Origin of the sequence: Streptomyces sp. R35, assembly GCF_041053035.1 — a bacterium.
GTDB lineage: Bacteria > Actinomycetota > Actinomycetes > Streptomycetales > Streptomycetaceae > Streptomyces > Streptomyces lutosisoli.
On sequence record NZ_CP163440.1, the window covers coordinates 6,273,826 to 6,286,224 of the forward strand.

The following is a 12,399-nucleotide window of genomic DNA, read 5'->3' on the forward strand; positions in this document are numbered from 1 at the left end:
TCGGGGGCGGCCCCTTTCCATGTCACCTTCCGTGTCACCAGGCCGAGGGATCGCGTGCGTCGACCGCGAAGAGGGAGCCGTCGGGGGCGGTGGAGTAGACCTTGTTGTCGGCGGCGAGGGGGGCTGGGAGCGCGCTGACGAGCGAGCCTCGGTCATTGCCGAGCCGTGCCTTCGTCTGTCCGAGCAGGGTGCCCCGCGAGGTGTCGACGGCGAGGAGCCGCCCGTCCACACCGGTGAAGTAGAGCCGTTGTCCGGCCACGACGGGCGCCGAGGCCTTGCTGACCGAAGTCTCCGTCCGCCACAACTGGTGCGACGCCTTGGTGTCCACGGCCACCAGCGAGCCGTCGCTGCCCAGCAGATACACCGTGTCCCCTCGTACGACGGCCTGCGTCTGCGGCTGGGGGAGAGGCAGCGCGACGCGGTGAGTCGTGCGGTTCGCGACGTCGTACCGCACGACGGAAGCCGTGTACTGGTCGATGGTGGTCGAGGTGAACCAGATCGTTCCGTCATGGGCGCCCACGAGGCTCATCGCCCCGTCCATGTGCCGCTGCCAGCTCATGGCACCGGTCTCGGGGTCCACCGCGGCCACCCGGGTCTCGTTCACGTCCACGGTCAAGGCATAGGCGACCCCGTCGCCGTATGTCTGGAATTGGGGCAGGTGCAGTCCCGGGATCGTGTGGCGCCACTTCTCCTTACCCGTCGCGGCGTCCAGCGCGATGATTTTGGAGTCGCGCCCGGTGAGCAGCACGACGCCGCCGATGTGGGCGACGCGGCCGTCATAGCGCGCGATGTCACGACTCCAACGAGTCGTACCGGTCGCGGGATCGAGCGCCGTCAGGCGCTTCCCGTTCCGGCTGGCGACCTGCAGGAGCCCGCCGGACAGCACCGGCACCGGAGTGGAGTAGGTACTCGCGTGCCCCGTGTCGCTCCGTGACCACAGCACTTTGCCGTCGGCCGGATCGAGTGCGGCGGCCAGGACACCGGGCCGGACGCAGTACAACGTCCGAGGTGTGTACGTGCATTGCGGCAGGCCGTCGGCTTTGGCGCCCGGGGCGCTCAGGTCGACGTCCCACGGCTGGAAGCTGCTCTTCGTCTGCGTCTCATCAGGATTCTCCGGGGCCGGGGTGTCCGAGCCGCCGAGGAGAGCAAAGGCGCCGAAGGCGGCGGCGAGTACGGCGACGGCGGCGATGGCAGCGGGAAGCCGCCAACGCCGCCCGGACCTCTTCACGGCGGCTGAGTGGGTACGGTCGTCGGTCCGCTCCGGGCGCTCGCCTTTCGGCTGCTCCGGAGAGCGTCCCTTCACGGACGGCGCCGACTCCCGTTCATTCCCGGTGCGCTGTTCGGGAATGAACGCCTGAGTGTCGTACGAGGCCGAAACCGACCGCAGCGCGGTCATCAGGTCGTCCGGTGTGGGCCGGTCCTCGGGTTCCTTGGCGAGACAGCGGGCGACAAGGTCGAGCAGATCGTCCGGTACGCCTGTCAAGTCCGGCTCGTCATGGACGACTTGATATGCCACGAGATACGGGCTGTCGGAGTCGAAGGGCCCACTACCGGTGGCCGCGTGAACGATCACCGATCCCAGCGCGAAGATGTCGGCGGCCGGCCCGACCTGCCGTGGCCTGCGGAATTGTTCAGGGGCCATGAACGGCGGGGTGCCGATCAACTTCCCTGTCTCCGTACGCAGTTCACTGTCAGAAGGCCGCGAGATACCGAAGTCGATGACCTTCGGTCCGTCATCGGCCAGGAGTACGTTGCTGGGCTTGAGGTCGCGGTGGACAACGCCCGCCCGATGAATGTCACGCAAGGCCTCGGCGAGACCGGCCATGAGATGACGCAGCCGGGCCGGGGGCAGCGCTCCATTCCGCTTCACATGCTCGGCGAGGGTCGGCCCGGGGATGAACAGGGTTGCCATCCACGGGTGTTCGGCCTCGGGGTCGGCGTCCACGACGGGCGCGGTGAAGGCACCGCTCACCCGCCGGGCGGCCGCGACCTCCTGCTTGAACCGCCCCCGGAACTCGGGGTCTTGGGCAAACTCGGCGTGTACGACTTTGACGGCGAGCCGCAACCCGGAGGCGGACCGCGCCAGATGCACGATTCCCATGCCACCGGAGCCGAGTTCCGCCTCCAGCAGGTACTGCCCGGCATAGCGCGGATGTTCCGCTTCCGGATCCGTACCCGTACTGCGCTGTGGCGGCATCACTCACCCCCGTGTGTCCGACCGCATGCGCGACGCGCAGAGCCTAGTCGATGCTTCGTGCGAATCCTTATCGGCTTGCTAGCCTCGGCGCACAGCATGAATTTGGCGTGAACCAATCAACGGGGGAGGCCGGAATGGCCACGGAAGACATAGAGATCACGGGCGCGGGGGAGACGGCGGCAGCGGAGCCGTTGAGCGCCGAGACGCTCCGCACGTATCCGCTCGCACCGGGCTACAACGTCAACGTCCGCAGCGGCCCCGGGACCCATTTCACCATCGTCCGCACCCTGCCGGCGGGCTCGCGCGTCCCGATCTACTGCCAGTGCCCGGGAGAGTCCGTCAGCGGCCCGTACGGGACGACCAAGGTCTGGGACAACATCTCCAACGGCCAGTTCGTGTCGGACGCGTACGTGAACACGGGCAGCGACGGCTACGTCGCTCCGCACTGCTCTTGACGACGACGGCAACGGAAGGGGAACGGGCGTGAAATTCGTGTCCGGCAGACGGGGAATGCTGGTCGGAGGGCTTGCTGCCACGCTCCTGGCGGTGGCGGGGACGGGATCTCAGGCGGCGGCAGCCACCGTGACCTATCCGCTCGCGCCCGGCTACGACGTCAACGTCCGCAGCGGCCCGGGCACGCACTACCCCGTCGTCCGCACCATTCCGGCGGGCTCGAGCATCCCGATCCGCTGCCAGTGCCCGGGAGAGTCCGTCACCGGTCCGTACGGGACATCGACCATCTGGGACAACATCGCCAACGGTCAGTTCGTATCCGACGCTTACGTCAAGACGGGCAGCGACGGCTACGTAGCCCCGCGCTGTTCCTGACGACTGAGCTCGGGCCCCGCGGCGCCCCCGGAGCAATAATCGTCACGTGAGCGACGAGACCAACACCGGAACCGGCACCCCCGCGGGGCCCCAGCCCGAGCCCCTGCGCTTCTTCGGCACGACGTGGGTCGACCACGACGGCGGCTACACCGGCCGCCGGATCGGCGTGGCCGCAGGCTCCCTCGCCACCGCGGTGGCCGCCTGCTTCGTCCTCCGCTTCGCCTACCAGGGCCTGGCCATCGCGGACGTGGGAACACCCGTGACCCTCATGGTCGTGGTGATGTTCGCGGTGTGCAGCGCCCTCGCGTTCCGCCACACCTGGGACGCGTTCACCAAGCGCCCCGACCCCGACCGCCAGGCCTCCCTCCGCGGCCTCCTGGCCATCGGCTTCATCGGCTCCCTCCTCGCCTACTCCTTCCGCTCCCTCACCGAGGCCCCCGGCGAAAAACTCCACCGCGAGGAGTACGAGGCGGCCCGCGACCAGTACACCCGCCGCACCACCCGCCGCACCGGCAACCCATCCCGAAAGCGCAACCACCGCTGAGCAGGTGGGGGCCGTTCGCGCAGTTCCCCGCGCCCCTAAAAGGGGCGCGGGGAACTGCGCAATCTTTTAGGGGGGTCTGGGGCGGCAGCCCCCAGGAAGGGATGGGACGGGTAGGGGCGGCGGGGGCGAAAACCACCCACCCCAACTCCCCCCACCATCCACCATGAACCCATGACCCCACCCACCCGTCCTCCCACCCCACCCGAGCCCACTCCTTCAACTCGGCGGCAGCCCAATACGCCGCCAACCGCCCCTCCTACCCACCCACCCTCTTCGAAGCCATCGAAAACCTCGCCGAGCGCCCGCTCACAGGCTCACGGGTCATGGACATCGGCGCCGGCACCGGCATAGCAACCACCCTCCTCCACCAGCGAGGCGCCCACGTCCTCGCCGTGGAACCCGGCGACGGCATGACCGCCGAATTCCGCCGCGCCCACCCCCACATCCCGATCGTCCGAGGCAACGGCAACGCCCTCCCCCTGGCCACCGCCTCCGCCGACTTCCTCACTTACGCCCAGTCCTGGCACTGGACCGACCCGACCCACTCCGTCCCGGAGGCCCTCCGCGTCCTGCGCCCCGGCGGCGCCCTGGCCCTCTGGTGGAACACCGACGCCCTGGACGTCCCGTGGATCGCGGCGGCAGCCACCCGCGCCGAGCGCTACCTCGGCATCGACCAGGTGGTCGAAACGAGCGGCAGCGGCGCAAGAGCCGCCGCCACCCTCGCCGCCGACCCGAGCGGCCGGCTCACCTTCGCCCGCCGCCAGGTCCGCTGGAGCCGCCGCGTTCCCCTCGACACGCACCTCGCCAACATCGGCAGCCACTCGGCGTTCCTGGTCCTCGGCGAGGAACGCACCGCCGCGTTCCTCGCCGAGGAGCGACGCCATCTCCTGCCGACCTTCCCGGACGGAATCGTGGAGGAGACCTACGTCGTGGACCTGCTGGTGGCGACCCGTTCGTGATCCCGCCCGGCGGCCCACCCCTCCAGGGCCGCCGCACACGCGTGGTCGACATGCCGCAACCCGCCCAACTCCAGCCGTACGTCCCGGTCGTGCGGCAACGCCTCCAAGGCGTCCAACAGCTTGGGCAGCCGGAGGAACGTGGCGTTGCCGACGACCCGTACGACCATCCCCGAGGCCCCCCGGTCCTCGGTCTCCACATGCACATGACTGATGTCCCACGCTGTCTTGGCCACGGCGAGCGCGAGCCCGACGAGCACGCCCTCGAACAGATTCCCGACGACGATCGCCACCGCGGTCACGCTCAGCACCACCACCTCCCCGCGATGCCCGCGCCACAACACCCTCACCTCCCGTACGGGCACGAGCTTGCAGCCCGCGTGCACGAGCAGCCCCGCCAGCGCCGCCACCGGAATCACCCCGAGCACCCCGGGCACCACAGCCGTGAAGAGCAGCAACCACACCCCGTGCAGCACCCGAGACACCTTCGTCCGCGCCCCGGCCTGCACATTCGCCGCACTCCGTACGATCACCGCGGTCATCGGCAGCGCCCCGAGCACCCCGCACACGGCGTTCCCCGCGCCCTGCGCGATGAGCTCCCGGTCGTAGTCGGTCCGCGGCCCCCGATGCAGCCGGTCCACCGCCGCCGCGCTGAACAAGGACTCGGCCGAAGCGATCAGCGCGAACGCCAGCACCGTCCCGATCACGCCCACTTCCGTAAGCCGCCCCACATCCGCGAGGCCCGGCGGCCGTACGGCATCCAGCAGCCCACGCACCTCGACCCGCCGCACGGACAGGTCGAACCCTCCGGTCACGACCGACGCGAGCGCCACCGCCAGCAGCGGCGCGGGCACCACCCGCGCCCCCCGCCGCCACCGCGGCCACAGCAGGAGTACGACGACGGTGGCGCCGCCGATCGCCAACGCCACCGGATCCGCGGCACCGACCAGCGCGACCAGCCCGGCGATCTTCCCGAGCCCACTCGCGGGCGCGGAGGCATCACCCATCGCGTACACCTGGCCCGCGATCAGCACGAGCCCGATCCCGGCGAGCATCCCCTGCACCACGGCCACGGACACGGCCCGGAACCAGCGCCCGAGCCGCAGCACCCCGAGCCCGAGCTGCACCAGCCCGGCTCCGAGCACCAGCACACCCAGTGCCTGGACGCCGTACGACTGCACCGCCTCGTACACGAGCACGGTGAGCCCGGCCGCGGGCCCACTGACCTGCAGGCTGCTGCCGGGCATCACTCCGGCCACCAGACCGCCGACGATCCCGGTCACCAGCCCCAGCTCGGCCGGCACACCTGAGGCTATGGCGACCCCCACGCACAGGGGCAGCGCCACGAGAAACACGACGAGAGACGCGAATAGATCGGCTTTGCGCATGGCAACTGCACCTCCGGTAGAGAAGCGGGAGATGCGTGGGCGCCGCACAGGGGGAGGGTGCGGCGGACGTACGGCGCGGCACGGACCGATGGGCACCCGGCGCCCCGGCATATGACCGCGCACTGAAATCCATTGTCAGGTACGGGAGTTGATCGCGCACCCCTTCCGTGTAACCGCCCCGTGAACGCGGAAGCGCACCACCCCGCCGTGCGCCGGAGCGCCCCCTTCCGATCACGCCGACGCGCGCCTGCGCCGCCGGACGCTCCGGGGCTTGACCGGCACGCACCACAGGAGGGATATTCATCACATGATGATTATTGAGTCCCGTCCACCCGACCCCGCAGGGCCACCCGACTCCTCCTCCCCACCCGCCGTCCGCGCCGAAAACCTCACCGTCGTACGCGGCACCCGCACCGTCCTGCGCGGACTCGACTTCGCCGTACCGCGCGGCCAGATCACCGGCCTGCTCGGCCCCTCCGGCTGCGGCAAATCGACCCTGATGCGCTCGACGGTCGGCACCCAGGCAAAAGTCACCGGCACCCTCGAAGTCCTCGGCCGCCCCGCCGGCGACCCCGCACTCCGCTCCCGCATCGGCTATGTCACCCAAGCCCCCTCCGTCTACGACGACCTGACCGTCCGCCAGAACCTCGAGTACTTCGCCGCGATCCTCGACCCAGGCCGCGCCGCCGCCGAACGCCGCCACGCGGGCGTCACCCAGGCCATCACCGACGTCGACCTCACCTCCCACGCAGACTCCCTCGCCGGCAACCTCTCCGGCGGCCAGCGCAGCCGCGTCTCCCTCGCGGTCGCCCTGCTGGGCACCCCGGAACTCCTGGTCCTCGACGAACCCACCGTCGGCCTCGACCCCGTCCTGCGCCGCGACCTGTGGAACCTCTTCCACACCATCGCCGCCGAACGGAAAGCGACCCTCCTGATCTCCTCCCACGTCATGGACGAGGCCGAGCGCTGCCACCGCCTCCTCCTGATGCGCGAGGGCCAGATCCTCGCCGACGACACCCCCGACGCCCTGCGCGAACGCACCGACTCCGACACCGTCGAAGCCGCCTTCCTCCACCTGGTCGACGAGGCGATCGCGGCGGGCAACCAGTCCGCGGCGGGCGACACGACCAACACCGACTCCCCGTCCGGCGCCGCGCGCAAGGAGACCCACCGATGACCACCACCTCGGCCACGAGCCCAGGCACAAGCCCCGGCACGGGTACGGGTACGGGCGCGGGCCTCAGCACCGGCGCGACAGCACGCCCCAGCGCGCTCAACCTCTCCCGCACCACCGCCACCGCGACCCGAGTACTGCGCCAGCTCCGCCATGACCCGCGCACGATCGCGATGATGATCCTGATCCCGTGCGTGATGCTGTTCCTGCTCCGCTATGTCTTCGACGGCAGCCCGCGCACCTTCGACTCCATCGGCGCCTCCCTCCTCGGGATCTTCCCGCTCATCACGATGTTCCTGGTGACCTCGATCGCCACCCTCCGCGAGCGCACCTCCGGCACCCTCGAACGCCTGCTCGCCATGCCCCTCGGCAAGGGCGACCTGATCGCCGGCTACGCCCTGGCCTTCGGCGCCCTGGCCATCGTCCAGTCGGTCCTGGCCACGGGTCTGGCCGTCTGGTTCCTGGGCCTGGACGTCATCGGCTCCCCCTGGCTGCTCCTGCTGGTCGCCCTCCTCGACGCACTGCTCGGCACAGCCCTCGGCCTCTTCGTCTCGGCCTTCGCCTCCTCGGAATTCCAGGCCGTCCAGTTCATGCCGGCCGTGATCTTCCCCCAACTCCTCCTCTGCGGCCTGTTCACCCCCCGCTCCAACATGCACCCCGTCCTCGAAGCCATCTCCGACGTCCTCCCCATGTCCTATGCCGTCGACGGCATGAACGAAGTCCTCAAACACACCGACATGACCGCCACCTTCATCCGCGACGTCCTGATCGTGGCGGGCTGCGCACTCCTGGTCCTGACCCTGGGCGCGGCAACGCTGCGGAGGCGGACGGCATAGGACCGCCGTAGCTGTAGTCGGCGGTCGTGCCGACAGGGCGTGGCACCGGCCGGTCGCAGCCGGTCAGCGCCGGGTTGCGTGGCCCCCACGCCCAGCACCAGCACCGGCACCAGCACCGGCACCAACGCCAGGCAACCAAGCACCCGGCGTCCGCCCAACGGACAACCCAACCCAGCCCGCACCCCGAGTGCGAGGATGACCCCAGGACGACGCACCCCCGGAGGGCACCCGCACCATGACCCAGAAAGTCGCAGTCCTCGGCACCGGCAAGATCGGCGAAGCTCTGCTCAGCGGAATGATCCGAGCCGGCTGGACCCCCACCGACCTCCTGGTCACCGCCCGCCGCCCGGAGCGAGCCAAGGAACTCCAGGAACGCTACGGAGTCACCGCGGTCACCAACCCGGAGGCAGCCAAGAGCGCCGACACCCTGATCCTCACGGTCAAGCCGCAGGACATGGGCACCCTCCTCGACGAACTCGCCCCGCACATCCCCGCCGACCGCCTGGTCATCAGCGGCGCGGCAGGCATTCCCACCTCCTTCTTCGAGGAGCGCCTGGCCACAGGCACCCCGGTCGTCCGTGTCATGACGAACACCCCCGCCCTCGTCGACGAGGCCATGTCCGTCATCTCCGCCGGCAGCCACGCCACCGAAGCGCACCTCGCGCACGCCGAGGAGATCTTCGGCGCCGTCGGCAAGACCCTCCGCGTCCCCGAGTCCCAGCAGGACGCCTGCACAGCCCTCTCCGGCTCGGGACCGGCGTACTTCTTCTACCTGGTCGAGGCCATGACGGACGCGGGCATTCTGCTCGGCCTGCCCCGCGACAAGGCCCACGACCTGATCGTCCAGTCCGCGATCGGCGCCGCCGTGATGCTCCGCGACAGCGGGGAGCACCCCGTGAAGCTCCGCGAGAACGTCACGTCCCCCGCGGGCACCACGATCAACGCGATCCGCGAACTCGAGAACCACGGCGTCCGCGCAGCGCTCATCGCCGCACTGGAGGCAGCCCGCGACCGCAGCCGCGAACTCGCCTCCGGCAACAGCTAGCAAACGCCGGCCTGAGCCAACAGCTGGAACTGAACGACGTGGAACCGGGCCGGCTCCCGGCCCCACCGTCCTTCAGCCCACTGTTCCTTCAACCCGCCGCCAGCAACCCGATCGCCCGATACGCCGCGTCCACCCTCGGCCTGGCCATTCCTCTGGCCTTCTCCGCACCGTCTCGCAGCACCCCCTCCACATACGCAGGATCCGCGCACAACTGCTTGTGCCTCTCCTGTACGGGCCTGAGGAGCTCGACCACGGCCTCGGCGGTGTCCTTCTTCAAAGCGCCGTACGACTCATATACACCGCTCAAGGCTTCGGGGTTCCCACCCTCACACGCCGCGAGAATCTCCAGCAGATTGGAGACCCCGGGCCGAGCCTCCCGGTCGTACACGACGTCCTGCCCGCTACCGCTGTCCGTCACGGCCCGCATGATCTTCTTCCGCACGGCATCCGGCTCGTCGAGCAGATAGACGACCCCCGGCCCGACGTCATCGCTCTTCCCCATCTTCGACGTCGGCTCCTGAAGATTCATGACCCGCGCCCCAACCTCCGGACGGACGGCCCGCGGCACCACGAACGTGTGCCCGTACCGCTGGTTGAACCGCACCGCCAGATCCCGGGTCAGCTCGACATGCTGCGTCTGGTCATCACCCACCGGCACCTCATCGGTCCCGTACGCCAGGATGTCCGCCGCCATCAGCACGGGATACGTCAGCAGAGACAGCCGAACACTCCCGCCCCGCTCCCGCTCGCGCGTGGCCTTCTCCTTGTACTGGATCATCCGCCGCATCTCCCCGTCGGTCGCGACGCACTCCAGCAGATACGACAGCCGCGCGTGCTCGTCCACATGACTCTGTACGAACACGGTGCACAGCTCAGGATCGAGCCCGGACGCCAGCAACAGCGTCGCCGCCTGCCTACTGAGCCTGCGCACCCGCCCCGGATCGTGGTCAACGGTCAGCGCGTGCAGGTCCACGACGCAGAACAGGGCGTCGGCCCGGTGCTGATCGACGACGGCCCACTGCCGTACGGCCCCCAAGTAGTTCCCCAGCGTCAGATGCCCGGTCGGCTTGACCCCACTGAAGATCCGCGTCATCTCTCCACCTCTTGGTCGAGGCCGCCGCGCCCGCCGGCCGGTCCTCCAGGAGGGAGACACAAAAACGGCCGCCGAGGCGGCGGCCGTTGAGTACATACGTGAGTACGGCCGCCGTCAGGCGGCCCACCACTGCTGGGTGCACGTATGCGTAGTCACGGCCCCGAGGGTACGCCTCCAGGGGGCACCCTGGAGCGGAGTTGACACGCCCCTACCCCGTACGTAGTGTTCTCCGAGTTGTCCGACGTGAGCGCCGACCCCGGTCGGTCCCCGGACAGCCACTCCGCAACAAGCACTCAACGAACGGCGACTCGTCGTCGGCTCGTTATTCATGCGTGTTTGCGGAATGAGGAATCCGCGTTCGAAAGGGCGCCACCCCGATTAGCTCGGGAGCCAGGAATCCGCTAAAGTCTCACTCGTCGGAACGGCCCAACAGCCGCGAAGACAAGCCCCGCTGACTGGGAATCAGGCCCGAAAGGATCTGATAGAGTCGGAAACGCAAGAACGAAACAAAAACAAAGCAAGACCGAAGGGAAGCGCCCGGAGGAAAGCCCGAGAGGGTGAGTACAAAGGAAGCGTCCGTTCCTTGAGAACTCAACAGCGTGCCAAAAATCAACGCCAGATATGTTGATACCCCGTCTCCGGCCGATCGGCTGGGACGAGGTTCCTTTGAAAAAGTCCTGCCGGGCACTGCCTGGTAGGCGCACAGCGAGGACGCTGTGAACCTTCCGATTATTCCTCGGGAGGTTCCGCTCTCGTGGTGTCCACCCGATTACGGGTAAACATTCACGGAGAGTTTGATCCTGGCTCAGGACGAACGCTGGCGGCGTGCTTAACACATGCAAGTCGAACGATGAAGCCCTTCGGGGTGGATTAGTGGCGAACGGGTGAGTAACACGTGGGCAATCTGCCCTTCACTCTGGGACAAGCCCTGGAAACGGGGTCTAATACCGGATAACACTCCTGCCCGCATGGGTGGGGGTTAAAAGCTCCGGCGGTGAAGGATGAGCCCGCGGCCTATCAGCTTGTTGGTGAGGTAGTGGCTCACCAAGGCGACGACGGGTAGCCGGCCTGAGAGGGCGACCGGCCACACTGGGACTGAGACACGGCCCAGACTCCTACGGGAGGCAGCAGTGGGGAATATTGCACAATGGGCGAAAGCCTGATGCAGCGACGCCGCGTGAGGGATGACGGCCTTCGGGTTGTAAACCTCTTTCAGCAGGGAAGAAGCGAGAGTGACGGTACCTGCAGAAGAAGCGCCGGCTAACTACGTGCCAGCAGCCGCGGTAATACGTAGGGCGCAAGCGTTGTCCGGAATTATTGGGCGTAAAGAGCTCGTAGGCGGCTTGTCACGTCGGGTGTGAAAGCCCGGGGCTTAACCCCGGGTCTGCATTCGATACGGGCTAGCTAGAGTGTGGTAGGGGAGATCGGAATTCCTGGTGTAGCGGTGAAATGCGCAGATATCAGGAGGAACACCGGTGGCGAAGGCGGATCTCTGGGCCATTACTGACGCTGAGGAGCGAAAGCGTGGGGAGCGAACAGGATTAGATACCCTGGTAGTCCACGCCGTAAACGGTGGGAACTAGGTGTTGGCGACATTCCACGTCGTCGGTGCCGCAGCTAACGCATTAAGTTCCCCGCCTGGGGAGTACGGCCGCAAGGCTAAAACTCAAAGGAATTGACGGGGGCCCGCACAAGCAGCGGAGCATGTGGCTTAATTCGACGCAACGCGAAGAACCTTACCAAGGCTTGACATACACCGGAAACGGCCAGAGATGGTCGCCCCCTTGTGGTCGGTGTACAGGTGGTGCATGGCTGTCGTCAGCTCGTGTCGTGAGATGTTGGGTTAAGTCCCGCAACGAGCGCAACCCTTGTTCTGTGTTGCCAGCATGCCCTTCGGGGTGATGGGGACTCACAGGAGACTGCCGGGGTCAACTCGGAGGAAGGTGGGGACGACGTCAAGTCATCATGCCCCTTATGTCTTGGGCTGCACACGTGCTACAATGGCAGGTACAAAGAGCTGCGAAGCCGCGAGGCGGAGCGAATCTCAAAAAGCCTGTCTCAGTTCGGATTGGGGTCTGCAACTCGACCCCATGAAGTCGGAGTTGCTAGTAATCGCAGATCAGCATTGCTGCGGTGAATACGTTCCCGGGCCTTGTACACACCGCCCGTCACGTCACGAAAGTCGGTAACACCCGAAGCCGGTGGCCCAACCCCTTGTGGGAGGGAGCTGTCGAAGGTGGGACTGGCGATTGGGACGAAGTCGTAACAAGGTAGCCGTACCGGAAGGTGCGGCTGGATCACCTCCTTTCTAAGGAGCATCTAGGCCGCCAAGCTTGCT

General features: G+C 67.9%; 10 protein-coding genes and 1 rRNA gene. 8 read left to right on the top strand and 3 right to left on the bottom strand.

Translation table 11 applies throughout. From position 1 onward, the window contains the following. Positions 1–34 precede the first annotated feature (34 nt). Positions 35–2,197 carry a PQQ-binding-like beta-propeller repeat protein gene (locus AB5J50_RS28515; protein WP_369261086.1) on the bottom strand — a complete coding sequence of 721 codons (2,163 nt, stop codon included), beginning with the start codon at positions 2,195–2,197 and terminating at the stop codon, positions 35–37. A 134-nt stretch (positions 2,198–2,331) separates the two neighbouring features. Between AB5J50_RS28515 and AB5J50_RS28520 the strand changes: the two genes are divergently transcribed. The 4 genes from AB5J50_RS28520 (at position 2,332) to AB5J50_RS28535 (ending at position 4,528) form a co-directional block, all read left to right on the top strand. Continuing rightward, positions 2,332–2,652, top strand: a complete 321-nt coding sequence (locus tag AB5J50_RS28520) for a peptidase (protein ID WP_369261087.1) — start codon at positions 2,332–2,334, stop codon at positions 2,650–2,652. A gap of 55 nt (positions 2,653–2,707) precedes the next feature. Beyond that, positions 2,708–3,025, top strand: a complete 318-nt coding sequence (locus AB5J50_RS28525) for a hypothetical protein (protein ID WP_369265535.1) — start codon at positions 2,708–2,710, stop codon at positions 3,023–3,025. A 46-nt stretch (positions 3,026–3,071) separates the two neighbouring features. Then, on the top strand, positions 3,072–3,569 hold the full coding sequence (locus tag AB5J50_RS28530; RefSeq protein ID WP_327430658.1) for an EamA/RhaT family transporter: 498 nt from the start codon (positions 3,072–3,074) through the stop codon (positions 3,567–3,569). Between the two features lie 323 nt (positions 3,570–3,892). Continuing rightward, entirely contained in the window at positions 3,893–4,528 is a 636-nt protein-coding gene (locus AB5J50_RS28535) for a class I SAM-dependent methyltransferase (RefSeq protein ID WP_369261088.1), read from the top strand. On the opposite strand, the gene AB5J50_RS28540 is transcribed toward AB5J50_RS28535, so the two are convergent. Continuing rightward, on the bottom strand, positions 4,492–5,913 hold the full coding sequence (locus AB5J50_RS28540) for a SulP family inorganic anion transporter (RefSeq protein WP_369261089.1): 1,422 nt from the start codon (positions 5,911–5,913) through the stop codon (positions 4,492–4,494). The two genes, AB5J50_RS28535 and AB5J50_RS28540, sit on opposite strands and share 37 nt — an antisense overlap. A gap of 307 nt (positions 5,914–6,220) precedes the next feature. Here AB5J50_RS28540 and AB5J50_RS28545 point away from each other — a divergent pair, with 307 nt between their 5' ends. The 3 genes from AB5J50_RS28545 to proC all read left to right on the top strand — a co-directional run bounded on the left by AB5J50_RS28545 (position 6,221) and on the right by proC (position 8,968). Further along, positions 6,221–7,090, top strand: a complete 870-nt coding sequence (locus AB5J50_RS28545; RefSeq protein ID WP_369261090.1) for an ABC transporter ATP-binding protein — start codon at positions 6,221–6,223, stop codon at positions 7,088–7,090. Continuing rightward, on the top strand, positions 7,087–7,923 hold the full coding sequence (locus AB5J50_RS28550; protein ID WP_369261091.1) for an ABC transporter permease: 837 nt from the start codon (positions 7,087–7,089) through the stop codon (positions 7,921–7,923). The genes AB5J50_RS28545 and AB5J50_RS28550 overlap by 4 nt, the downstream gene beginning before the upstream one ends. Positions 7,924–8,158: 235 nt before the next feature. Further along, a complete protein-coding gene (gene proC / locus AB5J50_RS28555) occupies positions 8,159–8,968 on the top strand; it encodes a pyrroline-5-carboxylate reductase (RefSeq protein ID WP_327430663.1) in 810 nt (269 codons plus the stop codon). A gap of 88 nt (positions 8,969–9,056) precedes the next feature. Here proC and trpS read toward each other — a convergent pair whose 3' ends face one another. Further along, complete coding sequence (gene trpS, locus AB5J50_RS28560; protein WP_369261092.1) at positions 9,057–10,061, bottom strand: tryptophan--tRNA ligase; 1,005 nt, start codon at positions 10,059–10,061, stop codon at positions 9,057–9,059. Positions 10,062–10,843: 782 nt separating this feature from the next. On the opposite strand from trpS, the gene AB5J50_RS28565 reads away from it, so the two are divergent. Then, positions 10,844–12,369: ribosomal RNA gene (locus AB5J50_RS28565) — 16S ribosomal RNA — on the top strand. Positions 12,370–12,399 lie beyond the last annotated feature (30 nt).